Annotated in this window: 21 protein-coding genes and 2 pseudogenes; 12 read left to right on the top strand and 11 right to left on the bottom strand. The window is 64.5% G+C overall.

Features of this window, described 5'->3' with window-relative positions; translation table 11 throughout:
• Positions 1-48 precede the first annotated feature (48 nt).
• Positions 49-987, bottom strand: coding sequence for a type I pantothenate kinase (coaA, locus tag F0Q45_RS03495; protein WP_149652599.1), 939 nt, complete (start codon positions 985-987; stop codon positions 49-51).
• A 202-nt stretch (positions 988-1,189) separates the two neighbouring features.
• Here coaA and glyA point away from each other — a divergent pair, with 202 nt between their 5' ends.
• The 5 genes and pseudogenes from glyA (at position 1,190) to F0Q45_RS03520 (ending at position 7,281) form a co-directional block, all read left to right on the top strand.
• Entirely contained in the window at positions 1,190-2,470 is a 1,281-nt protein-coding gene (gene glyA / locus F0Q45_RS03500; RefSeq protein ID WP_149652623.1) for a serine hydroxymethyltransferase, read from the top strand.
• 60 nt (positions 2,471-2,530) lie between these two features.
• Positions 2,531-3,358 carry an acyl-ACP desaturase gene (locus F0Q45_RS03505; protein ID WP_149652600.1) on the top strand — a complete coding sequence of 276 codons (828 nt, stop codon included), beginning with the start codon at positions 2,531-2,533 and terminating at the stop codon, positions 3,356-3,358.
• A 211-nt stretch (positions 3,359-3,569) separates the two neighbouring features.
• Entirely contained in the window at positions 3,570-4,871 is a 1,302-nt protein-coding gene (locus F0Q45_RS03510) for a PhoH family protein (protein WP_149652601.1), read from the top strand.
• A gap of 133 nt (positions 4,872-5,004) precedes the next feature.
• Positions 5,005-5,880 (top strand): polysaccharide deacetylase family protein, encoded by an 876-nt coding sequence (locus tag F0Q45_RS03515; RefSeq protein ID WP_149652602.1) that lies wholly within the window; start codon positions 5,005-5,007, stop codon positions 5,878-5,880.
• A 48-nt stretch (positions 5,881-5,928) separates the two neighbouring features.
• Positions 5,929-7,281: pseudogene (locus F0Q45_RS03520) on the top strand (adenylate/guanylate cyclase domain-containing protein).
• An 8-nt stretch (positions 7,282-7,289) separates the two neighbouring features.
• Here F0Q45_RS03520 and F0Q45_RS03525 read toward each other — a convergent pair.
• The 3 genes from F0Q45_RS03525 to glpX form a co-directional block, all read right to left on the bottom strand.
• A complete protein-coding gene (locus F0Q45_RS03525) occupies positions 7,290-8,231 on the bottom strand; it encodes a hypothetical protein (protein WP_149652603.1) in 942 nt (313 codons plus the stop codon).
• A 76-nt stretch (positions 8,232-8,307) separates the two neighbouring features.
• Complete coding sequence (locus F0Q45_RS03530; protein WP_149652604.1) at positions 8,308-9,714, bottom strand: class II fumarate hydratase; 1,407 nt, start codon at positions 9,712-9,714, stop codon at positions 8,308-8,310.
• 31 nt (positions 9,715-9,745) lie between these two features.
• On the bottom strand, positions 9,746-10,834 hold the full coding sequence (glpX, locus tag F0Q45_RS03535) for a class II fructose-bisphosphatase (protein ID WP_149652605.1): 1,089 nt from the start codon (positions 10,832-10,834) through the stop codon (positions 9,746-9,748).
• 55 nt (positions 10,835-10,889) lie between these two features.
• On the opposite strand from glpX, the gene F0Q45_RS03540 reads away from it, so the two are divergent.
• Positions 10,890-11,549, top strand: a complete 660-nt coding sequence (locus tag F0Q45_RS03540) for a DUF4245 domain-containing protein (RefSeq protein ID WP_262490856.1) — start codon at positions 10,890-10,892, stop codon at positions 11,547-11,549.
• A 12-nt stretch (positions 11,550-11,561) separates the two neighbouring features.
• The gene (locus F0Q45_RS03545; protein ID WP_149652607.1) at positions 11,562-12,362 is read left to right on the top strand and encodes a dienelactone hydrolase family protein; all 801 of its coding nucleotides are present in this window, start codon (positions 11,562-11,564) and stop codon (positions 12,360-12,362) included.
• On the opposite strand, the gene F0Q45_RS03550 is transcribed toward F0Q45_RS03545, so the two are convergent.
• Complete coding sequence (locus F0Q45_RS03550) at positions 12,340-13,500, bottom strand: AI-2E family transporter (RefSeq protein ID WP_149652608.1); 1,161 nt, start codon at positions 13,498-13,500, stop codon at positions 12,340-12,342. The two genes, F0Q45_RS03545 and F0Q45_RS03550, sit on opposite strands and share 23 nt — an antisense overlap.
• A 202-nt stretch (positions 13,501-13,702) precedes the next feature.
• On the opposite strand from F0Q45_RS03550, the gene F0Q45_RS03555 reads away from it, so the two are divergent.
• Positions 13,703-15,247 carry a carboxylesterase/lipase family protein gene (locus F0Q45_RS03555; RefSeq protein ID WP_149652609.1) on the top strand — a complete coding sequence of 515 codons (1,545 nt, stop codon included), beginning with the start codon at positions 13,703-13,705 and terminating at the stop codon, positions 15,245-15,247.
• 116 nt (positions 15,248-15,363) lie between these two features.
• On the opposite strand, the gene F0Q45_RS03560 is transcribed toward F0Q45_RS03555, so the two are convergent.
• From F0Q45_RS03560 to F0Q45_RS03575, 4 genes are read right to left on the bottom strand one after another with little or no spacing between them, the layout of a single operon-like run.
• Entirely contained in the window at positions 15,364-16,485 is a 1,122-nt protein-coding gene (locus F0Q45_RS03560) for a 3-beta-hydroxysteroid dehydrogenase (RefSeq protein ID WP_149652610.1), read from the bottom strand.
• Between the two features lie 54 nt (positions 16,486-16,539).
• Positions 16,540-16,821 (bottom strand): exodeoxyribonuclease VII small subunit, encoded by a 282-nt coding sequence (locus tag F0Q45_RS03565; protein WP_149652611.1) that lies wholly within the window; start codon positions 16,819-16,821, stop codon positions 16,540-16,542.
• Positions 16,811-18,058 (bottom strand): exodeoxyribonuclease VII large subunit, encoded by a 1,248-nt coding sequence (gene xseA / locus F0Q45_RS03570; protein ID WP_149652612.1) that lies wholly within the window; start codon positions 18,056-18,058, stop codon positions 16,811-16,813. Before xseA ends, F0Q45_RS03565 begins: the two co-directional genes overlap by 11 nt.
• Complete coding sequence (locus tag F0Q45_RS03575) at positions 18,055-18,663, bottom strand: lipid droplet-associated protein (RefSeq protein ID WP_149652613.1); 609 nt, start codon at positions 18,661-18,663, stop codon at positions 18,055-18,057. Before F0Q45_RS03575 ends, xseA begins: the two co-directional genes overlap by 4 nt.
• Before the next feature lie 110 nt (positions 18,664-18,773).
• Here F0Q45_RS03575 and F0Q45_RS03580 point away from each other — a divergent pair, with 110 nt between their 5' ends.
• Positions 18,774-19,781 carry a 4-hydroxy-3-methylbut-2-enyl diphosphate reductase gene (locus tag F0Q45_RS03580; RefSeq protein ID WP_149652614.1) on the top strand — a complete coding sequence of 336 codons (1,008 nt, stop codon included), beginning with the start codon at positions 18,774-18,776 and terminating at the stop codon, positions 19,779-19,781.
• A 17-nt stretch (positions 19,782-19,798) separates the two neighbouring features.
• Here F0Q45_RS03580 and F0Q45_RS03585 read toward each other — a convergent pair whose 3' ends face one another.
• Positions 19,799-20,995 carry a DUF6542 domain-containing protein gene (locus F0Q45_RS03585; protein WP_149652615.1) on the bottom strand — a complete coding sequence of 399 codons (1,197 nt, stop codon included), beginning with the start codon at positions 20,993-20,995 and terminating at the stop codon, positions 19,799-19,801.
• A gap of 219 nt (positions 20,996-21,214) precedes the next feature.
• Here F0Q45_RS03585 and ychF point away from each other — a divergent pair, with 219 nt between their 5' ends.
• The 3 genes and pseudogenes from ychF (at position 21,215) to F0Q45_RS03600 (ending at position 23,747) form a co-directional block, all read left to right on the top strand.
• Positions 21,215-22,324 carry a redox-regulated ATPase YchF gene (ychF, locus tag F0Q45_RS03590; protein ID WP_149652616.1) on the top strand — a complete coding sequence of 370 codons (1,110 nt, stop codon included), beginning with the start codon at positions 21,215-21,217 and terminating at the stop codon, positions 22,322-22,324.
• A 292-nt stretch (positions 22,325-22,616) separates the two neighbouring features.
• Positions 22,617-23,054, top strand: a pseudogene (locus tag F0Q45_RS03595) (hypothetical protein); the annotation flags it as partial.
• A 369-nt stretch (positions 23,055-23,423) separates the two neighbouring features.
• Entirely contained in the window at positions 23,424-23,747 is a 324-nt protein-coding gene (locus tag F0Q45_RS03600; protein WP_149652617.1) for a putative quinol monooxygenase, read from the top strand.
• Here F0Q45_RS03600 and F0Q45_RS03605 read toward each other — a convergent pair.
• Entirely contained in the window at positions 23,744-24,451 is a 708-nt protein-coding gene (locus F0Q45_RS03605; protein WP_188112769.1) for a guanylate cyclase, read from the bottom strand. The genes F0Q45_RS03600 and F0Q45_RS03605 overlap by 4 nt on opposite strands.
• Between the last annotated feature and the right edge of the window lie 142 nt (positions 24,452-24,593).

Here is a 24,593-nt window from a genome sequence, read left to right on the forward strand (position 1 = left end):
TGTCCCGCGTCAGCCGTTGGGTGTCCATGCGCGAGACCGGCCGGATGACTACAGCTTCCGCAACCGCAGCCGGTTGATGGAATGGTCGGCGTCTTTGCGCAGTACCAGTGTGGCGCGTGGTCGGGTAGGCAGAATGTTCTCGACCAGGTTGGGGCGGTTGATCGACCGCCAGATCTCACGAGCGGCGACGACGGCCTCCGGGTCCGACAATGCCGCGTAGTGGTGGAAGTGGGATTCGGGGTCGGCGAACGCGGTGTTACGCATGGCCAGGAAACGCGATACGTACCACTGCTCGATGTCTTCGATACGGGCGTCGACATAGAGCGAGAAGTCGAAGAGGTCCGACACCATCAGGGTGGGGCCAGTCTGCAAGACGTTGAGCCCCTCGAGGATCAGGATGTCGGGATGGCGAACCACGTGTTTGGCCCCCGGAATGATGTCGTAATGCAGATGCGAATAGACCGGCGCACAGGCGTAGTCCGAGCCGGATTTCACCAAGGTGACGAACCGCATCAGGGCCCGGCGGTTGTAGCTCTCGGGAAAACCCTTGCGGTGCATGAGGTTGCGCCGTTCCAGTTCGGCGTTGGGGTAGAGAAAGCCGTCGGTGGTGACTAAGTCGACTCGCGGATGATGGTCCCAGCGCGCTAGCAGTGCCTGCAGCACCCGGGCGGTGGTGGACTTGCCGACTGCCACGCTGCCAGCCACACCGATGATGAACGGCACCGGCCGGTCCGGGTTTTGCTGCGGCTCGCCGAGAAATTCCGCGGTAGCGGCGAACAGCCGTTGGCGGGCGGCCACCTGAAGGTGAATCAGCCGGGCCAGGGGCAGATAAACCTCTTCGACCTCGAGCAGGTCAAGCTGTTCGCCAAGACCACGCAGCCCGGTCAGTTCCTCTTCGGAGAGCGCCAGCGGCGTGGACATGCGAAGCGCACGCCATTGCTTCCGGTCGAACTCGACATACGGGCTCGGCTCGCTAAGCCGCGGCATAATGCCAAGTCTTGCAGGGAGCGTTTCCGGTGTGCGCTGCGGGCGGGAATTTCGCCGATTCCGCACCCGGAACGCCCGCTGAGACCCTCAGTGCACACTTGCACGCCGCGTGGCCAGCCCCCCAAACCGCCCGCTGGATAGACTAGCGCGCGTGACTGCCGCACCCGACGCCCGCATTTCTGCCCGTGAAACGAACTCCGTCATGTCAGCCCCCCTCGCCGAGGTGGACCCGGACATCGCCGAGCTGCTGAGAAAGGAACTCGGCCGGCAACGCGACACCTTGGAGATGATCGCTTCGGAGAACTTCGTGCCGCGCGCGGTGTTGCAGGCGCAGGGCAGCGTGCTGACCAACAAGTACGCCGAGGGGCTGCCAGGGCGGCGGTACTACGGCGGTTGCGAGCACGTCGACGTGGTGGAAAACATCGCCCGCGACCGGGCCAAGGCACTGTTTGGCGCCGATTTCGCCAATGTGCAGCCGCACTCGGGTGCCCAAGCTAATGCCGCGGTGCTGCATGCGCTGATGACCCCGGGGGAGCGGCTGCTGGGCCTGGACCTCGCCAACGGCGGCCACTTGACCCACGGCATGCGGCTGAACTTCTCCGGCAAGTTGTATGAAACCGGCTTCTACGGCGTGGACCCGACGACGCATCTGGTCGACATGGACGCGGTGCGGGCCAAAGCGCTCGAGTTCCGCCCGCAGGTGATCATCGCCGGCTGGTCGGCCTACCCACGAATTCTCGACTTCGCGGCGTTCCGGTCCATCGCCGACGAAGTTGACGCCAAGTTGTGGGTGGACATGGCGCATTTCGCGGGTTTGGTCGCCACCCGGCTGCATCCCTCGCCGGTACCGCATGCCGACGTGGTCTCCACCACCATCCATAAGACGCTGGGCGGGGGCCGTTCCGGCATGATTCTGGGCAAGCAGGAGTACGCCAAAGCCATCAACTCGGCGGTCTTTCCAGGCCAGCAGGGCGGACCACTGATGCATGTGATCGCCGGCAAGGCGGTTGCGCTGAAGATCGCCGCCAGCTCCGAGTTCGCTGACCGTCAGCGCCGCACCCTCTCCGGTGCCCGGATCATCGCGGATCGACTGCTGGCTGACGATGTCGCGCAAGCCGGCGTGTCGGTGGTCAGCGGTGGTACCGACGTTCACCTGGTCCTGGTCGACTTGCGCAACTCCCCACTCGACGGCCAGGCCGCCGAGGACCTGCTACACGAAGTGGGGATCACGGTCAACCGTAACGCCGTCCCCAACGACCCCCGGCCGCCGATGGTGACATCGGGGCTGCGGATCGGCACTCCGGCGCTGGCGACGCGCGGGTTCGGCGACGCCGAATTCGGCGAGGTGGCCGACGTCATTGCGACCGCCCTTGCCGTTGGCAGCTCTGTTGACCTGGCCGCGCTGAGACAACGGGTAACCCGGCTTGCCGAAGAGTTCCCGCTGTATGACGGTCTCGAGGATTGGGGCCTTGTCGGCCGCTAGCTCGCGACACGCGCGCTACCTGATTTCACAGAACCTGTGTCTTCGGGTTACAGTTACCGCATGGCACAGAAACCTGTCGCTAATGCGCTGACCCTTGAGCTTGAGCCGGTGGTCGAAGTGAACATGGCTCGCCACCTCGATACCGAGGAGATCTGGTTCGCCCACGATTACGTCCCGTTCGACCGCGGCGAGAACTTTGCCTTCCTCGGTGGGCGTGACTGGGACCCGTCGCAGGCGACCCTGCCCAGGGTGATCACCGACGCCTGCGAAATCCTGCTGATTCTCAAGGACAACTTGGCCGGTCATCACCGCGAGCTGGTCGAGCACTTCCTCCTCGAGGAGGGGTGGGGCCGCTGGCTTGGCAGGTGGACTGCAGAGGAACACCTGCACGCCATCGCGCTGCGCGAATATTTGGTGGTGACCCGCGAGGTCGACCCGGTTGCCAACGAAGAAGTCCGAGTCCAGCATGTGATGAAGGGCTACCGGGCCGACCAGTACACGCAAGTTGAAACCCTGGTGTACATGGCATTCGACGAGCGCTCCTTCGCGGTGTTCTGCCAAAACCTGGCCGCGCAGATCGAAGAACCGATCTTGGCTGCGCTGATCGACCGGATCGCCCGGGACGAGGCGCGTCACGAGCAGTTTTTCGCCAATCTGGTCACGCACTGCCTTGACTACAGCCGCGACGAGACCATCGCGGCGATTGCCGCCCGCGCCACCGACCTGCACGTCGTTGGTGGCGATATCGACGCCTATCACGACAAGCTGCAGCATGTGGCCGACGCCGGGATTTTCGGCCCCCAGCAACTCAAGCAGGTGATCTCCGACCGCATCACCGCCTGGGGTTTGGCTGACGAGCCGCAACTGAAGCAGTTTGTCACCAGCTAGACCCGAGGTCGGCGCGCCTGCCCTGCAGGGTTGTCGTCACCGGAGTAGCGTCGCACTCGATGGTCAGCGACATGCTCTGCTGCCAGGGCGGCACCCTCCGTCACGACTGCTGTCATGACAAAGGCAGGACCGGCCCCGGTCCTGGTGCCGCGGCCCGCGCCGACACGCTCGTGTGGGTCCGCCCGGGCGTAATTCGCTCGAGGAGCGCTCCGTGACCGATATCCGGACTTACGTGCTCGACACCTCCGTGCTGCTGTCTGATCCCTGGGCGTGCAGTCGGTTCGCCGAGCATGAAGTGGTGGTTCCGCTGGTAGTGATCAGTGAACTCGAAGCGAAACGCCATCACCACGAGCTGGGCTGGTTCGCCCGCCAAGCATTGCGATTGTTCGACGACCTCCGGCTAGAGCACGGACGGCTGGATCAGCCCATTCCTGTTGGTGCCCAAGGCGGTACGCTGCACGTCGAACTGAACCACACCGACCCGGCGGTGCTGCCCGCCGGCTTCCGGACCGATAGCAACGACTCGCGGATCTTGAGCTGCGCCGCCAACCTCGCCGCCGAGGGCAAGCAAGTCACGTTGGTCAGCAAAGACATCCCGCTGCGGGTCAAAGCCGCTGCGGTGGGGTTGGCCGCCGACGAGTACCACGCGCAAGACGTCGTCGCCTCCGGATGGTCGGGGATGCACGAGATCGAGACCGCTGTCGAGGACATCGACACGTTGTTCGCCGACGGCGAGATCGACCTGGCCGAGACGCGGGAACTACCCTGCCACACCGGGATTCGGTTGCTCGGCGGCAGCTCGCATGCGTTAGGGCGGGTGAACCCGGCCAAACGGGTACAGCTGGTTCGCGGTGACCGCGAAGTGTTCGGGCTCCGAGGCCGCTCGGCCGAGCAGCGGGTGGCACTGGACCTGCTGCTCGACGAGTCGGTGGGCATCGTGTCGCTGGGCGGCAAAGCCGGCACGGGAAAGTCGGCGCTGGCGTTGTGCGCGGGGCTGGAGGCGGTGCTGGAACGGCGGACCCACCGCAAGGTGGTCGTCTTCCGCCCGCTGTATGCCGTCGGCGGCCAAGAGCTGGGCTACCTGCCGGGAAGCGAAAGCGACAAGATGGGCCCCTGGGCGCAAGCCGTCTTCGACACTCTCGAGGGGCTGGCCAGCCCGGCGGTGTTGGACGAGGTGCTATCCCGGGGCATGCTCGAGGTGCTGCCCCTGACTCACATCCGGGGTCGGTCCTTGCACGACTCGTTCGTCATCGTCGACGAAGCGCAGTCGCTGGAACGCAATGTGCTGCTGACTGTGCTGTCGCGGCTGGGCTCCGGGTCGCGGGTGGTGCTGACCCACGACATCGCCCAGCGCGACAACTTGCGGGTGGGCCGCCACGACGGGATCGTCGCAGTGATCGAGAAGCTGAAAGGTCACCCATTGTTCGCGCACATCACTCTGCTGCGCAGTGAACGGTCGCCGATCGCTGCGCTGGTCACCGAGATGCTGGAAGAAATCACCGGACCGCGCTGAGTGTGCGCCGTGGGCTTCGGGTGCGCGTCCAGGGCGGGAAAATCGTTCGGATCGCGCCCTGACGGCACGCGCACCGCCGCGAGTCGACACGCACCGCCCAGACCGCACGCTCGATGCCCGGTAAACTTCAGCAGTGCCCAAACGACCCGACAACCAGGCCTGGCGCTACTGGCGCATGGTGGTTGGCGTCGTGACGGCCGTCGCGGTGCTGGTCATCGGCGGCCTTACCGGCCACGTCACCCGGGCTGAGAGCCTCGACTGCGCGGCGGTCAGGTGCGTCGCGCTGACCTTTGACGACGGGCCGGGACCGTACACCGACCGACTACTGCAAATCCTCAAGGACAACGACGCCAAAGCCACGTTCTTCCTGATTGGCAACAAGGTGGCGGCTAACCCGGCGGGAGCCAAGCGGATCGCCGACGCAGGAATGGAGATAGGCAGCCACACCTGGGAACACCCGAACATGACCACGATCCCCCCCGAGGACATCGCCGGCCAGTTTTCCCGGGCCGATGACGCGATCACCGCCGCGACCGGCCGCACGCCCACGCTGTACCGTCCCGCCGGCGGACTGTCCAACCAGGCGGTGCGGCACACCGCCGCCACGTTCGGTCAAGCCGAAATCCTGTGGGATGTCATTCCTTTCGACTGGGCCAACGACCCGAATACCGCGGCGACGCGATACCAACTGATGACCCACATCAAGCCCGGCTCGGTGGTGTTGTTCCACGACACCTACTCCAGCACCGTCGACTTGGTGTATCAGTTCATCCCAGTGCTTAAGGCCAACGGCTACCGGCTGGTGACGGTCAGCGAGCTGCTCGGCCCGCGGACACCGGGAAGCAGCTACGGCAGCCGGGAGAACGGTCCTGCGGTCAACGAACTCCATGACATCCCGGCCAGCCAGATCCCGTCGTTGCCCAACACGCCCTCGCCTAAGCCCATGCCCAACTTCCCGATCACCGACATTCCCGGCCAAAACTCGGGCGGGCCAAACAACGGTGCGTAGCACGCGCGCTGCCGCAGCTGAAGCGCATCCGAAGAGCGCCGCAGGTTGTTGCTGCAGAATGCGTTTGACCTCTCCTTGGCCTACCTGCTCGCCGTCGTCGACGCATCGGCCATCCTGATCCCGCTGCGCGGTCACACCTACGTCGACTTCGCCCAGAAGAACATGGCAGCTGTGTTGGTGCTGGTTGTGTTGGGAATCATCGGCGTCGCGCTGGGTGGTGTTCTGATCCTGGCTCCTACACTGCGCTGGTATGTCCCCGGCCACGAGCCCACGCCACAACAGCGCGAGGCCGCGATCAAGCTTGGCGGCCGCCAGTCGGCCATCCTGGTGGGCGCCTGGTCAGCGTGCGGCGCAGTCCTCCTACTGATGAATCACGCTGACGTCGCGCAGACCTTGCTGCCAGTTCTGCTCGGGGTGGTACTGGGCGGACCGGCCGCCGCGGGCACCGGTTTTTTGCTGGCGCAACGCACCTTGCGGCCGATCATCGGAGTGGCCACCCGGGGTTGCCAGCCGCGGCTGGCGGTACCCGGGGTGTTCGACCTTCGTCATCCTGCAGTCTTACGGCCGGCTGATCCGAGAGTCCGCGGACCTGAATGTGCCCATTCTGGTGGTGTCGCTGGCCGCGCTGTTGCTCGGGCTTCCGACGATGATCCTGACGTCTCGATCCATTTCTGATCCGCTCGACGAGATCGTCGACGCGATGGCCCAGGTAGAGCAAGGCAACACCACTACGTGCGTGGGTGCCTACGAACGTTCCCAAATCGGGCGACTGCAAAGTGGATTCAACCGGATGGTCGTGGGTCTCCACGAGCGCGAACGGCTGCGCGTCTTGTTCGGTCGACACGTCGGAGCAGATGTGGCCCGCCGTGCCCTCGATGAGGGTTCCGCGCTGTCTGGCGACGTGGTAGAGGCCGCAATTCTCTACATCGACCTGGTGGGCTCGACGCAGCTTGCGGAAGACCTTGCGCCGCAAGAGGTTGCCCGAGTGCTCAACGAGTTCTTCCGGATCGTTGTCCGGGCCGTGGACGAACATCAAGGGCTAATCAACAAATTCGAGGGCGACGCGGCGCTGGCCGTCTTCGGAGCGCCCCTGCGAACGAGCGAACCGGCATCGGCTGCGCTGGCGACGGCACGTGCGCTGGGACCCGGTTGCAACAGTTGCCTGTAGCGGTTATCGGCGCCGAAAACCGCTACGAATACCCGGTTATCGGCAACGCGGTCAATGAAGCCGCGCGACTTGCCGACCTTGCCAAGACCTCCGACCGCCGGATCCTGGGCTCAGCGGCGGCGATTGAGCGCGCCGACGAGGCCGAGCGCGACGAGTGGGGCGCATGCTATTCGACGGTGCAGCGGGGTCGCTCGGAACCCACGCTAGTCTCGGCACCGGCCGGTGATGCGTAACTGCGGCTTCACGACTTCGAGACCTTCAGCGCCGCGATGACCCGGTTGATGATGGCCGCCGAGCCCGCATCGCCGATGGGCGTGGCGCCTAAGAAGATGGTGACCGGCTTGGTGTCAACCGCAATGATGACGACCGTGTCGCCCTTGATCCGCCGCGAGGTGTCGGCGATCGTGATATCGGCCTCGACCCGGGCGGCCTTGACACCGTCGACCGTGATCGACGACTTCTTCGTCGGGCCCAGCGTGGGCCCCGACTGCGCGTAACCGGGACCGTTGGCCACGCATTCCATCAGCTTCGACGCTTGCGCGGCCACGTCGATGCTGGGGACGAAATTGGTAATGGCGACCTCAGCCTGCATCATCCACTGGCTGGCGCCAGGCACCTCCTGACCGATTCCGACCGCGTCGATGAGGTTCGGGCTCTGGTCATCGGAGAACGGCGACCATCCGGGTGCCGCGCTGGCCGGAAACGACAGCTTGCCGGCGCTGATCGTGTCGTCGCCGGGCTGCTCGCCGCCGGACACGTTAGGGGTGCAGCCGGTCGCTGTCTGCCCGGAGCTGTTGGGCTGCGAGGTGGGGGTGCTCGTCAGAGTGGAAGAGGGGGTGGCTGTGACCGGCTTGTTGCGGTGGCTCAGAGCGATCACCAGGACTACCACCAGCGCGATGACGCCCAGCACCGCGACGCCGGCCACGATGACCCACGGCAGCTTTGAGCCCGGCCCTTTCGGTGGTGGCCCGGGCGGGTAGGCCCCCGGCGGCCAGGTAGGCGGATATTGCTGGGATGGGTAGCCGGCCCCGGTGTACGGGTCCGCACCGCCCTGGGGGTTGCGGTACGGGCCACCTGGCGGGTACGGGTACCCCCCGCCCTGCGGCTGGCCGCCCCAATATGGTTGCTGTCCATACGGATTCGTTCCGTATGGATCGTAGGGACCGCCGGGAGGAGCCGTCATGTGCTAAACACCCTCGTTTCGTTGGGCTTTCGTTGGACCACCGCGCCTGAGGTAACGGGCAATCGCAGCGGTCAGCCTAGTCGTCGGCCGATTCCACCCTGGCCATCGCCAGCACGTCGAGACGGCGGTCGAGTTCTTCGATGGAGAGCTTGTCGCCGATCAGGCCTCGGTCAATGACGGTCTGGCGAATCGTCTTTCGTTCCTTAAGTGCTTGCTTGGCGACGGCAGCCGCCTCCTCGTAGCCGATGGCCGAGTTCAGCGGTGTCACGATCGAGGGCGAAGACTCGGCCAGCTGACGCAGGTGCTCGACATTGGCGATCAGCCCGGTGATGCACCGCTCCGCGAACAACCTCGACACGTTGGTCAGCAGCTTGAACGACTCCAGAACATTGCGGGCCATCATAGGGATGTACACGTTGAGTTCGAAGGCGCCGTTGGCGCCGCCCCAGGCCACCGCCGCGTCGTTGCCGATCACCTGCGCGGCGACCTGCGTAACCGCCTCGGGGATAACAGGATTCACTTTACCCGGCATGATGGAGCTGCCGGGCTGCAGGTCCGGCAACTGAAGCTCGGCCAGGCCGGTCAGTGGGCCAGAGCCCATCCACCGCATGTCGTTGGCGATCTTTGTCAGTGACACCGCGATGGTACGCAGTGCGCCAGATGCCTCGACCAATCCATCACGGGCTGCCTGGGCTTCGAAAGAGTTTGCCGCTGTTCGCAATTCAGACAGACCGGTCTGTGCGATCAGCACCGCGACCACCTTGACGCCGAAGCCGTCGGGCGCGTTGAGTCCGGTACCGACCGCGGTGCCGCCGATGGGCAGTTCGCCCAGCCGCGGGAGGGTGGCGCGCACTCTTTCCATACCGGCCTCGATCTGGCGAGCATATCCGCTGAACTCTTGGCCCAGCGTCACCGGAACAGCGTCCATCAGATGGGTCCGCCCCGACTTCACCACCGTGTGCCACTCCAAAGCCTTGGCCGCCAGCGCGTCCTGCAGCACCTCGAGGGCCGGGATGAGGTGACTGACCGCGGCCTCAGTGGCTGCGATGTGGGTTGCGGTCGGGAAGGTGTCGTTGGACGACTGCGACATGTTGACGTCGTCGTTAGGGTGCACCGTCACGCCGTTGGCGGCCGCGATGCTCGCGATCACCTCGTTGGTGTTCATGTTCGAGCTAGTGCCCGAACCGGTCTGAAAGACGTCGATGGGGAACTGGTCATCGTGTTGACCGTCCGCGATCTCAGCCGCCGCGGCGATGATGGCGTCGGCTTTTTCCGGGGCCAGTAGCCCGAGGTCCTTGTTCACCTGCGCGCATGCACCTTTCAACAGACCCAAGGCGCGAATCTGGGTGCGCTCCAGGCCTCGCCCGGAGATCGGAAAATTTTCCACTGCACGCTGGGTTTGCGCGCGCCACAACGCTTTTGCCGGCACCTGGACCTCGCCCATAGTGTCGTGCTCGATGCGGTATTCGGCGTCTTCGGCCATAGAATAGGGTTCCTTATTCGTTGGAAGGTGGTTATGGGAGTGGATAGGCGGCGTTGGTGTCGCCGGTGAAGTCGATGGCCGAGTATTCGTTGAGCTTCGACAGCCGGTGATAGGCCTCGATCATCCGGACGGTGCCGGACTTTGACCGCATCACGATCGATTGGGTAGTGCAGCCGCCGGGGTAGTAGCGCACACCCTTAAGCAGGTCGCCATCGGTGACGCCGGTGGCGCAGAAGAAAACGTTCTCGCCGGAGACCAGGTCCTCGGTGGTCAGCACCTTTCCGAGGTCGTAGCCGGCGTCGAGCGCCTTGCGGCGTTCGGCATCGTCCTTAGGTGCCAGCTGTGCCTGGATGGCGCCGCCCATGCACCGGATCGCCGCGGCGGCGATGATTCCCTCCGGGGTGCCGCCAATTCCGGCCAGCATGTCGGTGCCGGACTCGGGTCGGCACGCTGAGATCGCGCCGGCGACGTCGCCGTCAGTGATCAACCGAATGCGGGCCCCGGTGGCGCGGACGTGGTCGATCAGCAGGGCGTGCCGCGGTCGGTCCAGGATGCACACGGTCATGTCGCGCACCGACAATTCTTTGACGCGGGCGACAGCGCGGATGTTCTCGGCAATCGGCGCGGTGATGTCTAGCACGTGCGCGGCGTCAGGGCCGACGGCGATCTTGTTCATGTAGAAAACCGCGGACGGATCGAACATCGCGCCGCGGTCGGCCACGGCCAGCACCGAGATGGCGTTGGGCATGCCCTTGCTCATCAGCGTGGTGCCGTCGATCGGGTCAACGGCGAAGTCGCACTCGGGGCCGTCGCCGTTGCCAACCTCTTCGCCGTTGTACAACATCGGAGCGTCGTCTTTCTCGCCCTCGCCGATCACGACGATCCCGCGCATCGACACCGAATTCACCAGCTCGCGGATCGCATCGACCGCTGCGCGGTCGCCGCCTTCCTTGTCGCCGCGGCCCACCCAACGCCCTGCGGCCATCGCGCCCGCTTCGGTGACACGCACCAGTTCCAGGGCCAGGTTGCGGTCGGGAGCTTCTCCGCGCGTCGGCCGCGCGGACGCCGGGTCGGGGCTCACAACGGCCGTCGGCGACGAACCGGATCCCTGTGCTGTCATGGTTGCTGATTGTCCCAGAAGCGAATTATTGAGCTGGAGCTGGGATACTGGCCTCGTGACTGCTGAGCCGCAGCCGACCCCGAAGCCAGCCAAACCCCGGCTGCTGCAGGACGGTCGGGACATGTTCTGGTCGCTGGTGCCGCTGGTGGCGGGCTGCATCCTGCTGGCCGGCATGGTTGGTATGTGTACGTTTGCGCCAGGCGGGACGAACCGCGGCAGAGTCCCCTCCTATAACGCCGCCGCAGCACTGCGTGCCGACGCCCTGACACTGGGTTTCCCGATCCGGTTACCGGTATTGCCGCCGGGCTGGCAATCCAACTCCGGCGGGCGCAGCGGCATCGAGGACGGTCGGACCGACCCTGTGAGCAGGCAGCGCCTGAACGCGGCCGCCTCGACCGTGGGATACCTCAGCCCGACCGGCATGTACGTGAGTCTGACCCAGAGCAACGCCGACGAGGACAAGCTGATCGGGTCGATTCATCCGGGCATGTACCCGACCGGAACCGTCGAGGTGGCCGGTACCAGCTGGGTCGTCTATCAAGGTGCAGACCAGGACAGGGCGCTCGAGCCGGTGTGGACGACCAGGCTCACCGGGCCCGCTGGCGCTGCCCAGATCGCGGTGACTGGTGCCGGCAGCGCCGATCAGTTCCGTACGCTGGCTGTGGCGACACAATCGCAACCGCCCCTGCCTGCGAACCAGCCAGCGAACCGATAGAAGGGAGCTATGGTGAGTGGACCCGCAGCAGACCTGTCCGGATGGTCGGTGGCACCCTTCACCGGTGGCGAGTACACCCACGATGTCTACCGCAAAGGATCTGGCCCCGGAGTGGTGCTGATCCCGGAGATACCAGGCATGCACCCGGGCGTGCTGGCGCTGGGTAATCACCTGGTGGACAACGGGTTCACCGTCGCCATCCCCTCACTGTTCGGCACGCCGGGGCGCGCGGTGTCGGCCGGGTATGTGGCGACCACGCTGGCCCGGGCCTGTGTGGCAAGAGAATTCGCGGCTATGGCCACCAACAAACAGCGCCCGGTATCGGTGTTCCTGCGCGCGTTGGCGCGCGACCTCAATGCGTCGACGCCGGGCAAGGGCGTCGGTGTGATCGGCCAATGTCTCACCGGCGGCTTCGCTCTGGCCGCCGCTGTCGACGACAGCGTGCTGGCCCCCGTGCTCAGCCAGCCGTCGGTGCCGCTGCCGTTGACGGCTGCGCAGCGACGCGACCCCGGGCTGAGCGAAACGGAGCTCAGCGTCGTTACCGGTCGCTGCGCCAATGATGGCTTGTGCGCCATGGGATTACGGTTCAGTGCGGACAGGATGGTGCCGCGCGAACGGTTCCACGCACTGAAGGAGCGTCTTGGTGACGCCTTCGAGGTGGTCGAGATTGACTCCGGTCCGGGGAATGCGTACGGCTTCGGCCGGATGGCGCATTCGGTGCTGACCGAAGAGGTCCGTGAGGTGGACGGCCACCCGGCCTACGAAGCGCGCAAGCGCGTGGTCGAGTTCCTCACCGAGCGGCTGAGTCGGTAGCCACGCTCACCGGCGCATTCCCGGTTCGGCGCGAGAGCCAGCTGCGACGGGCTGGTGGCGGGGCGTGGTGTTGCTGGAGTTCCACGCCCTTGTACACCGCGAGGTAGACGTCGATGGTGGTGACGATGAGGATCATCAGCACCGGGCCGATGATGATGCCCCATGGGCCGAACATGCTGATACCGGCGAACACCGACAGCAACATCAGCGCCGAATTTAGCCGCGCATCGCGCGGCACGAGAATCGGACGCAAGAAGTTGTCGATATTGGTGACCACCACGAGGTGCCAGAGGATGACGAAGGCCCCGCCCCCGATATTGCCGTAGAAGATCATTCCGATGCCGAACGGAATTGTCACGATCCCGCCGCCCAGCGGAATGATGGACAGCGCAGTCAGCACAATCGCGAAGATGAAGAACCCGTTGTGAAATCCGGCCACGTAGATGGAAGCAGCGCCGGTTACGCCTTGGCACAGGGCTATGACGAACTGGCCGTTCACGGTGCCACGCACCATGGAGCCCACCTTGCGTAGGTACAAATCCGTAACTTCTTCACCCAGCGGATTGAGCTGGCTGATCAGTGTCCGCACTTTGTTCCGGTTCAGCAGCAGCGCGACAAATACGTACAGAAAGATGATGGCTGAGGTGATTGCGCCGGCGAGACTTCCCGCCGCGCCTTGCAGGACATGCAGCAGCCACATGCCGACCGTGCGGGCCGCCGAGATCATCGTGGATCGCAGCATCTCGGCGGTGACGGTGACGTGCAAAAACGGTACCTGCGCCAGCACGTCATTGATCAGGTGCAGTACTTTGTCGCCGAGCTGGCTGGGATCGGTCGTCTGGAACCACGCGGCGACGTTGTCGATCATGCGGGCGATCTGGACTACGGCCAGTACCACCAAGAGCCCGACTGGAAGGAAGACACTGGCTAGTGCCGTCAACACCGTGCACGCGGCCGACAAACCGGTGCTTAGGCGTTTGTTGAACCAGTTGAACAGCGGCGTGAACAGATACGCGCCGACCGCTGCCACCACCATGAGGACGAAGTAGTTCCGCAGGAAGTACGCGCCGAACAGCAGCGCGATGAGCGTCAGGACCGCCAGAGCGCGCTTCTGAGTGAGCGTGAATTCGGTGTTCATTGCTGACCGGGTCCGCCCTCCGCGTCGGTGTCGAGCGCAACCATAACCGGAGGCGGTGGGCCTAGTCAGGTTATCTGGGCGCAAGCGGTTGCTGTGCTGACCCTCCCAGGTGGGTGGCAGACGTCCAGCATCGCCCCGTGGCCGCATCGCGCAACTGGTCGTTAACCTAATGCTAAGCACGGGGTTAGGAGCTTTTGGGCGTATGGCGATCAACAACTGTGTGGTCGAAACCAGCTACGGCGCGGTGCGAGGCATCGACGACGGTTGCGTCAGGGTGTGGAAAGGCATCAGATACGCCGCGCCGCCCGTGGGCGACCTGCGTTTCCGCGCGCCAGAGCCACCCGAGCGGTGGACAGAGGTTGCCGACGCCACCCTGTTTGGCCCGGCTTGCCCGCAACCGCCCATTCCAAACGTGCCGCTCGAGCTGGGCGCGCCGCAGCGCGAGGACTGCCTAAGGCTGAACATCTGGGCGCCCGCCGATACCCAACCGGGTGGCGGAAAACCGGTGATGGTCTGGCTGCACGGCGGCGCGTACATGTTTGGGTCCGGCAGCCAGCCTCTCTATGATGGCCGCAGATTGGCCCAATCCGGTGATGTTGTGGTGGTGACGGTCAATTATCGGCTCGGAGCGCTGGGCTTTCTCGACTTGTCCTCGTTCAGCAGCGCGCGGCGGCGCTTCGATTCCAATATCGGCTTGCGTGATGCGCTGGCCGCGCTGCGTTGGGTACGTGACAACATCGCCGGCTTCGGCGGCGATCCCGGACGGGTCACACTGTTCGGTGAATCCGCTGGGGCCGGGATCGTCACGACCCTGCTGGCCACTTCAGCGGCTCAAGGCTTGTTCGCTCGGGCGATCGCCCAGAGCTCACCGGCCACCTCGGTATACGACCGCGGCCGAGCGCAACGCGTGGCGGCCTGCATTCTCGATAGGCTGGGCATCGACCCCTCCGATGTGCACCGGGTTCCCTTGGTGCCCACCACTGCGCTCATGGCTGCGGCCAAAGAAGTGTTCGACGAAGTGCCGGTCCACAACCCCGGCACGCTGGCGTTCGTTCCCATCGTCGATGGCGACGTGCTGACCGACTATCCGGTAAAGCTGGCGCAGGAGGGCCGTTCGCAACCGGTCCCGTTGATCATCGGCACCAACAAGCATGAGGCAGCGCTATTTCGGTTGATGAGGTCGCCGCTGATGCCGATCACGCCGCACGCGATCACGTCGATGTTTAACGAGATTGCTGCCGAACAGCCCGACCTGCAGTTGCCGACTGAGGAGGAGATGGGGCTGGTGTACTCCCGGATTCGGCGTAGGTCTAGGCCGGTGAGTATTGCCACCGATGTCGGCTTCCGGATGCCTTCGGTGTGGTTGGCTGATGGCCACAGCAGGGTGGCGCCGGTGTATCTTTACCGTTTCGACTACTCGACGCCGCTGCTCAAACTGCTGCTGGTGCGAGCCGCCCATGCCACCGAATTGCCTTACATCTGGGGCAATCTGGGTGGGCCTCACGATCCGACGCTACGGCTCGGTGGTGCCAAGACCGCCAAGGCGGTGTCGCGAAGAGTGCGGACCCGGTGGGTCAACTTCGCTGCGCGGGGCAAGCCCGTGGGCGCGGCCGGCGAACCGGAATGGCCAGCATACGACGAGGCCGACCGACGCTGCCTGATCATCGACAGGAGCGACATCGTCGCGCGCGATCTGGACGCGCACATCCGAGCAACCTGGGGTGGCGAGGTTGTGAGCTTTCGCTGAAACCTATCTAGGTCTGGCCGGAAACCGGCCGCACGGACCCACCGCGGCGACTCTCGTCGAACATGGCGGTCCGATGGTCAGGCCGCGGGCCTTCGGCCGATGCCGCGCCCTGCACGCTATTCCGGCGGTGAAGTGTCGACCACAGACACCAGGTGGGGTTTGGCTGCCGCCTTGACCTGCGCAAAAAGATCTTTGTAGTAGGGCAGGCATTCGGCAAGGGCCTGCTCGGTGGTGAACAGTGGGCGATAGCCCAGATCACGCTCGGCCTTGCCGATGGAAAAGTAGTTGTCAAGGTAAATCCGTTCCACCGCAAGGGGTTCCAGTGGCGGCTTGGGCAGCCGGAACCGGAAATGCAGCCACTGCCATACAGACATGATGTCGCGCACCAGCCGGCCAGGTATCCGTATCCGCGGCCAACTTTCGCCACACGCCGTGACCACCGGTCGGGCGAACTCGAACATGTTGATCGGCTCGCCGTCGTTAATGAAATATGCTTGCCCGGGTGCGGTCCCCCCGGCCACCAAGTGCTGCGCGGCCAGGATGAAACCGTGAATGAGGTTGTCCACGTAGGAGTTATCCAGCCGGGTCGACTTACGGCCGACCAACACCTTGACCTGGCCTTTGACGACGCTTTCGAACAGCTTGCGGAACATCGTCTGGTCGCCTCGGCCCCAGATGCCACTGGGTCGGATCGAGCAGGTCAGCATGCCGTCGACACCGTTCTGCGACAGCACATATCGTTCAGCCACCACCTTGGTCTCGGTGTAGAGGTCGTTGAACCGAGTGGTGTACGGCATCGTCTCGTCACCGCCGGTGATGTTCTGGCCACCCATCACCACGCTGTTGGATGCCGTGTAGACGAAGCGTTTGACCCCTGCCTGCTGGCCGCTTCGCACCAGGTTCTCGGTGCCGCCGACGTTAACCGAGAAGCTGCGCTGTCGGTATTCGTCGGTCACCGAAGCGCCGCCCATCAGATCGATGATTGCCGCCGTGTGGAAGATGGTGTCGATGCCGTCGACCGCCGCCGCGCAGGTAGCCGCGTCGGTAATGTCACCGCGCAGCACCTCCAGCTTCGGATGCTGGGGCAGTGGCGACGGCGCGCGGTCGAAGGACCGCACCTGGTATCCCCGATCCAGCAACGTGCGGACCAGGTTGGCGCCAACGAAGCCGGAGCCGCCGGTGACCAGGACGCGCCCGAGTTCGGTTGTCAGTGATGCATCACCCATGCGGCGAAGCATAACTGAAACGTGTTCCAGTTCGGAATAACTATTCGCGTCCAGAACCGGTGCGTGTCAGTTTGCCTCAGTCTCATCGGCCGTGCCGACAGCCAGTGCATCGGTCACCCGCTGGCGCGCGCCAGCTAAGTGTTCTTCACAACTTTTGGCGAGTTGTTCTCCTCTTTCCCAGAGCTTTAGCGACGTCTCGAGGTCGAGTCCGCCTTGCTCGAGAAGACGGACGACCTCAATTAGCTCGTCCCGGCAGTCTTCATAGCCGAGTTGACTAATAGGTGTAGTAGAGCTAGCCGTCTCGTTGGTGGCGTTGTTGGTGTCGTTGTTGGTGTCGTCAGCACCCATCAGTACGTCCTTCACTTACCGCCGCGATTGCGCCGTCGGCAACCCGCACCCGCAGTCTGGTGCCTGCCGGCGCCTCGTGGACTGAGCGGAGCACCTCCATCGGATGGCCCGCCTCCGAAACCCTCTGCACCACTGCGTAACCGCGGGCGAGCGTCGCGGCCGGGCCTAGCGTCGTCAGCCGTGCGGACAGATGGCCGACGCGCTCGGTTTCGGCGGCGACCAGCCGGGTGATGTCCCGACGCAGCGCTGAACGGGCGCGATGGACTTCTTCAGTGCGGGTCGCCAGTGCTCGCAGTGGGTCGGCCAGCACCGGTCGGCTGCGCAGCGCGGCCAGTGCTCGTTGCTCACGGGTAACCCAGTTGCGCAGCGCTTGAGCACTGCGCCGGCGCAGATCCTTGATCAACCGCTGCTCGGCAGCGGTATCCGGGACGACTTTCTTGGCCGCGTCGGTGGGGGTGGCGGCGCGCAGATCGGCGACCAGATCGCAGAGCGGATTGTCGGGTTCGTGACCGACCGCGCTGATTACCGGCGTGCGGCAGGCCGAGATCGCGCGGCACAACGTCTCGTCGGAAAACGGCAGCAGGTCTTCGACACTTCCACCGCCACGGGCGAGCACGATCACGTCCACCTCGAGGTGTCGGTCAAGTTCACGCAGCGCCTCGACGATCTGTACCACGGCGCCAGGACCCTGCACGGCGGTGTTGCGCACGGCGAACCGCGCTGCCGGCCAGCGCGCGGCGGCCACCGTCATCACGTCACGCTCGGCGGCGCTGGCGCGACCGGTGATCACCCCAATCATGTTGGGTAAGAATGGAATCGGCCGCTTCAGTCGCGGATCGAATAGTCCCTCGGCCGCCAGCAACCGCCGCAACCGATCGATGCGGGCCAGCAGCTCACCAACTCCGACGGCTCGAATCTCGCTGAGCCGCAAGGAGAATGTGCCCCGCCCCGTGTAGAACGAGGGCTTGCCGCAGACCACCACCTGGGTACCCTCGGCCAATTTCACTGGGGCGCCGAGTATCAGTTCGCGCGGGCAGGTCACATTCAGTGACATGTCAGCGGCGGGATCGCGCAGCACCATGAACACTGTCTTGGCGTTCGGTCGTATGGTTACCTGGGCTAATTGCCCCTCCACCCAGACCGTACCCAGTCTGTCGATCCAGCCAGCGACCCGGATGGCTACCGCACGTACCGGGAACGGATTCTCGGCCGAATTTGGTTCTGCGGCTCGGGTCACTTGGCGGTCGCGCGAGTGATCCTGTTGGCGAGCAACGTCTGGAACGGGGCGCGCGCCTTGGTTGCCTGCTCATAGGCCAGTAGGACTTCGAGATCGGTCACGTCCAGCGCTGGGAGCCTGGCGCGCAGCTGAGCTAGCGTCAGCGATGCATAGTCGAGTTCGCTGGCGATCGCCGGTGCGGGAACAGTCGGGCTGGATGACGACGTCTTCGGTTGTCTGGCCGGTGTCGGCTGCGCCGCTGCGGCGTTGGACTCCGTCGGGTCGGATATCGAGTACAACGCGAACCGCCCCTCCGATCGGCGATCGGCATCAATAGTGTCGGCACCGGGCAGCGCAGCAAGCCCCTGCAGGTCCTCCGGAAGGTCCTCGTCGAAGGTTGCCCATTCCGGCTGCTCGTCTTTTGGCGGAAACAGCGACTCCAATGTGTTGTCGCCCTTGATGACCAGTTCGGCCAGGTTCTGCTGGAAGCGCATGACGATGTGCGCAGCCTGGCTGACCAAGGTCATCGGATACATCAGGATGGTTCGCGGCAGTTTCATCGTCTCCTCGACGGCGACTGTCGCCGCGCCGACTAGTAGCCGAACCCCGTACGGTGCAGTAGCCATGGGTCCAAGACTGCCTTAAGGGGCCGCGAACGCCAAGCTAGCCGCGGTGTGATGGGCATATCGATCCCTGAAATGGCCCGGCCGCGTCGTTGGAACGTACCCTGAATGTCATGGTGCCGACTGTTGACATGGGGATTCCCGGCGCATCGAGGTCGGTGGCCTCCGAAGGTGGTGTCCCGCATCGCAAGCGGGTACTGCTGGCCGAGCCGCGGGGTTACTGCGCAGGTGTGGACCGGGCCGTCGAAACGGTCGAACGAGCCCTGGACAAGCACGGCGCCCCTGTCTACGTGCGTCACGAGATCGTGCACAACCGGCACGTCGTTGAGACGTTGACGAAGGCCGGGGCGGTGTTCGTCGAGGAAACCGACCAGGTTCCGGAGGGAGCCATCGTGGTGTTCTCCGCGCACGGGGTCGCGCCCACGGTGTATGCAGCTGCGGCCGAGCGTAATTTGCAGACCATCGACGCCACGTGTCCACTGGTCACCAAGGTGCACAACGAGGCCAGGCGCTTCGCCCGCGACGATTACGACATCCTGTTGATTGGTCACGAGGGTCATGAGGAGGTCATCGGCACTGCCGGGGAGGCGCCCGACCACGTACAACTGGTCGACGGGGTGGCAGCCGTCGATGCCGTGACCGTGCGCAATGCGGATAGGGTCGTCTGGCTATCGCAGACCACCCTGTCGGTCGACGAGACCATGGAGATCGTCGAGAAGCTACGTCAGCGGTTCCCGAGATTGCAGGATCCGCCCAGTGACGACATCTGCTATGCGACTCAGAATCGACAGGTCGCGGTCAAGGCGATGGCACCTGAATGTGAGCTGGTGATCGTCGTCGGCTCACCCAACTCATCGAACTCGGTGCGGCTAGTTGAGGTGGCGCTGGGCGCCGGGGCGCGGGCGGCTCACTTGGTCGATTGGGCCGACGACATCGACCCGGCGTGGTTGCACGGTGTCGTCACTGTCGGTGTCACGTCCGGGGCCTCGGTTCCCGAGGTGCTGGTGCGCGGCGTGCTGGAACGCCTGGCCGAGTTGGGTTACGACATGGTGCAACCGGTGACGACAGCCAACGAAACGCTGGTATTTGCGCTGCCCCGGGAGATCCGCTCGGCTCGGTGAGGTCGTCTCAGACGGGCTTAGACGTCGAATTCCCAGGATTCCGGCTGCGGTGTACGCGGAGGGCGGGAATGAATCCGGCGATCTGAGCGCGGCTCATCACGCGGCACCTCGCGCACTTCATCACGAGGGGTGGCTCCGCGGTAGCGTACCTGGGCAATCGGGTGGTGTGCTGGGTTGGCGCTGGTCGAGCCGCTCGGGGTGGTCCGCCGGCGCGGCGGCTGGTACGGCTCATACGGCTCGTAACGGGCACCCCGGCGCTCGTACCGGTTTACCGGCTCGGCGGGGCCGGCCGACTCAGGCGGCTCGTAGCTGCGGTAGGGATCGAACCGGCTGCTACGCGGCATAGGCCGCTCATAGGGGTTGCGACGGGTGTGCGGGTCGCGTCGCGCTTCGCTTGGCGGCTGCCCGGGATCGACCTGCGGCCGGGGGCGGCGCGATCGACGGAGTTGTTCGGGGGCCTCGTCCGTGCGGGGGGCCTGGCGGCGGCGGCGCGCACGTTCGGCAGTCGGGTCGGGTGGGTCGTCGACCGGTGGTCGGTTATGCCGTGATCGGGTTCGGTCGGTACGGCGGCTAGCACTGCGACTGCTTCGGGTGGACCGACTGCTTCTCGATGGACGGCCGATCGCGTGGGACGGCTGTGAACCTGCGTCGGCAGCCTCGTCGCCGGTGTCGTCGGAATCGTGGGCCAGCAACCCGCTCAGTTTCGACACGATTTTGTTGAGGACAGCCGATCGGGTGCTGGCGGTAGCCGTGCCGTCCTCGGCTTTTGCGGCCGCGGTCGATCGTTGGGTCATACCCAAGTACCACCTGACCAGGCCAACCAGCAACACAGCTCCAGCGGTGCCCAGCATGAGCGGGAAGCGTTCGATGAGCGGATAGCCGCAATTGATCAGGAGATCCTTGAACTTGTCGACCCTGCCGCCGTGGAACAGCCAGTAGGCGCCGGGGACCGCGAAGAAAAGGATCAGCGGCGGCTGGATGACTGCCGTAAAGACACCCGACTGGCGCACAGCCAGCACTGCTACCAGGCAGCCCGCGATGTAAAAGCCGGCGAAAACGTGCGTCAATTCCTTGTGGCCGGCGTCGAACGCATACCCCACCACCGTCGCGGTGGCGGCTATCAGTACGGCTGCCCACCACGGCACACCAGGGATGTTGGGGACGATTGAGCGGTGACTTGGCTCCACCGCTGTACTCGCCCGCCGCGTTGACACATCTAGACCGTACCGGGAATGCGGCCAAAGGCTCGTATATAGCTGGACCGCGGCCGCTGGCGTGCCATCTCCCGCGTGCAGCGGCTCGTCCCGGCGACAGTCACATACGCCACGGGAACCTCAGTGCTACTCGGTGCGCGCGCCGCACTCGCCGGCCATCCAGCCGTGCCGGGCAGCCCTGGGCACCACCTTCGCAGCCCGTCCTAGACTTGGGTCCCTGTGAGCCTGAGCCTGGGAATCGTGGGCCTGCCCAACGTCGGCAAGTCGACCCTTTTCAACGCCCTGACCCGGAACAACGTGGTGGCGGCGAACTATCCGTTTGCGACCATCGAGCCGAACGAGGGTGTCGTTTCCCTGCCCGATCCGCGCCTTGACAAGCTGGCCCACCTTTTCGAGTCCGAGCGCACGGTTTTTGCCCCGGTGACGTTCGTCGACATCGCCGGCCTGGTCAAGGGGGCGTCTGAAGGGGCCGGGCTGGGCAACAAATTCCTGGCCCACATCCGCGAGTGCGACGCGATCTGTCAGGTGGTGCGGGTTTTCGCTGACGACGACGTGACCCACGTCGCCGGTAAGGTCGATCCGCAATCCGATATTGAGGTGGTCGAAACCGAGCTGATACTGGCCGACCTACAAACCTTGGAGCGCGCCCTGCCGCGGCTGGAGAAGGAAGCTCGCACCACCAAGGAACGCAAACCGGTCTGTGACGCGGCACACGCCGCCCACGAAGTGCTCAACAGTGGCAAGACCCTGTTCGCCGCTGGAACGGCGGGGGCGGTGGACGCCGCGGTGCTCAAAGAGCTGAACCTGCTGACCACCAAGCCGTTCCTGTATGTGTTCAACGCCGACGAGGCGGTGCTGACCGATCCCGCACGCGTCGCCCAACTGCGTGAGCTTGTTGCGCCCGCAGACGCCGTCTTCCTCGACGCGGCCATCGAATCGGAGCTGACCGAGCTCGACGACGAGTCGGCCGCGGAGCTGCTGGAGTCGATCGGACAGACCCAGCGGGGCCTCGATGCGTTGGCGCGGGCAGGTTTTCATACTCTCAAACTGCAGACCTTCCTCACGGCCGGACCCAAGGAAGCGCGCGCCTGGACCATCCACCAGGGTGACACCGCGCCCAAGGCGGCCGGGGTGATCCACAGCGACTTCGAAAAAGGCTTCATCAAGGCAGAGATCGTTTCCTACGACGACCTGATGGCCGCCGGATCCATGGCTGCGGCCAAGGCGGCCGGCAAGGTCCGCATGGAAGGCAAGGACTACGTGATGGCCGACGGCGACGTGGTCGAGTTCCGCTTCCAAGCCGCGTCCGGACAGCAGAGGAAGGCATAGTCGGCCCGGCCTTCCATCTCCGTGGGCAGTTCCCACGCCCTGATCGTACAGTTGCCGTGCAATCGAACACGGCGACTGCAGACCGCGTGTTGCCGCTGTTCAACGCTCTTTTACCGCCAGCTTCGTGATTTTCTTACAGTTTGCTACCTGCAGAGGAATCACTTCTGTTTCGATTTATCGATAATTGCGTGACTTTCCTTCGGTATATGCCGTTCAGAGGATTATCTGTTTGTGCGTGATAACTGCCACAATTTTTGATTTTTAATGGCTAATTTCTGTAGCGTCGCTGGTCATGATTGCTCTTGCAACGCTGTTGACGCTTATCAACCAGGTCTCAGGAACGCCGTATATTGCGGGTGGCGATTCTCCCGCCGGAACCGACTGTTCAGGCCTGGCTTCGTGGGTATCGAATGCGGCGACGGACCGGCCAGTATTCGGGGACCGATTCAACACCGGCACCGAGGAAGCCGCTTTGGCGGCTCGGGGCTTTCAACAAGGGACTGCTCCCAATGCCTTGGTGATCGGTTGGAATGGGCGTCACACGGCCGTCACGCTGCCTGATGGAACCCCGGTATCCAGCGGTGAAGGTGGCGGCGTCCACATCGGTGGCGCAGGCGCCTACCAGGCACAATTCACCCATCACATGTTCCTGCCGATGGATGCTGACGCCGCCGAACTCGACGCGTCAGGGCCGGACGCGCCCGCGGCTGTGGTGGACGCGGCTAATCCGGGCGATTCCGGAATAACAAATACGTGACAATTGGCAGGTGAGTGATCCAAGCAGTGACTATTCTGCGAGCTGGGTCACACACATCGCACGCGTGCTATAACAGCCGCCTGCCCAATCCGTAATTGTGCGGTCAGTCACATTTACGGAAAGGGCATGGTCGCGCCATTTTTCCTGGTGGAGCAATTGTTGTCAATTCGTCATCGGTAGTGATGAAGATTCAGCTCACACTGAACGGGCGGCTCGATACAACGGGCGATGCGCCTTACCATTCGACGCGGTGACGACCAACCGGCCACCTGAGTTGGCTCCCCTGGGTATCCTGACTCTGCTCGCCGCGGACCAGACCAGCGGCAGAAGTGGGGAGCGGCAATGATATTCATCGTCGTCAAGTTTGAAACCAAACCCGAGTGGAGCGAGCGCTGGCCGGACCTGGTCGCGTCGTTCACCGCGGCCACCCGTGCTGAAGAGGGCAACCTGTGGTTCGAGTGGTCGCGCAACCTGGATAACCCCGCCGAGTACGTCCTGGTCGAGGCCTTCCGCGACGGTGATGCGGGCAGTGTCCACGTCAATAGCGACCATTTCCAGCAGGCGATGCGGCAGCTGCCGCAGGCACTGACGGCCACGCCCAAGATCATCAGCCAGACGATCGACGCAGCCGGGTGGTCGAGGTTGGGGGAGATGGCGGTCGATTAACCGACGATCACCGCGATCTCGTTGCCCAGCTGATAACCCGGCGCCAGCGGCAGCACATCACCGCTCCAGAACTTGCCCGGGTCAAACCAGTTTGTGTTCTTGTCCGTGACGAGCAGACCCATTTCCTCGTAAGTGATGGCCACCGTCTCAGCGCAGTACGCTGTCTCTAGGCCCATCTTGCGACGGCTTGCCCTGCGTCGTTGCGTTTGTTCGTAAACCTTTTTCTCCACCAACGGAATTCCACGTATCCAGTCGTTGATGGTGGGCGCCCGGCCGCGCAGCCATCGGCCGGTCAGGCGGGCGGTGGTGGGGAACGCGGTGCCGTCCATCCGGGCGATGACCCGTAGCAGATCGTTTTCCTGTTTGCGGTTGGCGTATGGGATCAGCTGCCGCAGCCAGCACCGCTGTTGGTAGCGCCCCGTCCATTGCTCGACGACCTGACGGGCATCATTGAGCTGCACGCCGCGGTGCTGGCTACCGGTCCACACGTCGACGAGCTTGTCGCCCAATTCGGCGTGCCAGATCAGCGGTGGCAAGTCGTCGATGGCCACCGTCATGCCGACGTGATTCACTGGACTATTGGTCAAGGCCTGGATGGCCCGATCGGGTCTGGACCGGCCGCGAAACAGCCACAGGTCGCCAGTGCGGGTTTCGTTCAGCGCCTGGTCCAATGTGAGCGTGCTGTTTTCCACCCCCAGCACCATAGGCGCCGATAGCCTGTCGTGATGCGCAGTATGTGGAAGTGGCTTGGGCTGGCCAGCGTCGCTGGCGTGGTGGCCGGGGGAGCGTTGGTGGTGCGCGACGAGCGCAAACGTCGCGCGTACACGGCCGACGAGGTCCGCGCCC

The sequence above is a fragment of the Mycobacterium simiae genome (genome assembly GCF_008370645.1).
Lineage (GTDB): Bacteria > Actinomycetota > Actinomycetes > Mycobacteriales > Mycobacteriaceae > Mycobacterium > Mycobacterium simiae_A.

Coding starts and splice junctions, on each gene's coding strand:
- coaA (WP_149652599.1), bottom strand. CDS start 987: ATGCCGCGGCTTAGCGAGCCGAGCCCGTATGTCGAGTTCGACCGGAAG.
- glyA (WP_149652623.1), top strand. CDS start 1,190: ATGTCAGCCCCCCTCGCCGAGGTGGACCCGGACATCGCCGAGCTGCTG.
- F0Q45_RS03505 (WP_149652600.1), top strand. CDS start 2,531: ATGGCACAGAAACCTGTCGCTAATGCGCTGACCCTTGAGCTTGAGCCG.
- F0Q45_RS03525 (WP_149652603.1), bottom strand. CDS start 8,231: ATGACGGCTCCTCCCGGCGGTCCCTACGATCCATACGGAACGAATCCG.
- F0Q45_RS03530 (WP_149652604.1), bottom strand. CDS start 9,714: ATGGCCGAAGACGCCGAATACCGCATCGAGCACGACACTATGGGCGAG.
- glpX (WP_149652605.1), bottom strand. CDS start 10,834: ATGACAGCACAGGGATCCGGTTCGTCGCCGACGGCCGTTGTGAGCCCC.
- F0Q45_RS03550 (WP_149652608.1), bottom strand. CDS start 13,500: ATGAACACCGAATTCACGCTCACTCAGAAGCGCGCTCTGGCGGTCCTG.
- F0Q45_RS03555 (WP_149652609.1), top strand. CDS start 13,703: ATGGCGATCAACAACTGTGTGGTCGAAACCAGCTACGGCGCGGTGCGA.
- F0Q45_RS03560 (WP_149652610.1), bottom strand. CDS start 16,485: ATGCTTCGCCGCATGGGTGATGCATCACTGACAACCGAACTCGGGCGC.
- F0Q45_RS03565 (WP_149652611.1), bottom strand. CDS start 16,821: ATGGGTGCTGACGACACCAACAACGACACCAACAACGCCACCAACGAG.
- F0Q45_RS03575 (WP_149652613.1), bottom strand. CDS start 18,663: ATGGCTACTGCACCGTACGGGGTTCGGCTACTAGTCGGCGCGGCGACA.
- F0Q45_RS03580 (WP_149652614.1), top strand. CDS start 18,774: ATGGTGCCGACTGTTGACATGGGGATTCCCGGCGCATCGAGGTCGGTG.
- F0Q45_RS03600 (WP_149652617.1), top strand. CDS start 23,424: ATGATATTCATCGTCGTCAAGTTTGAAACCAAACCCGAGTGGAGCGAG.
- F0Q45_RS03605 (WP_188112769.1), bottom strand. CDS start 24,451: ATGGTGCTGGGGGTGGAAAACAGCACGCTCACATTGGACCAGGCGCTG.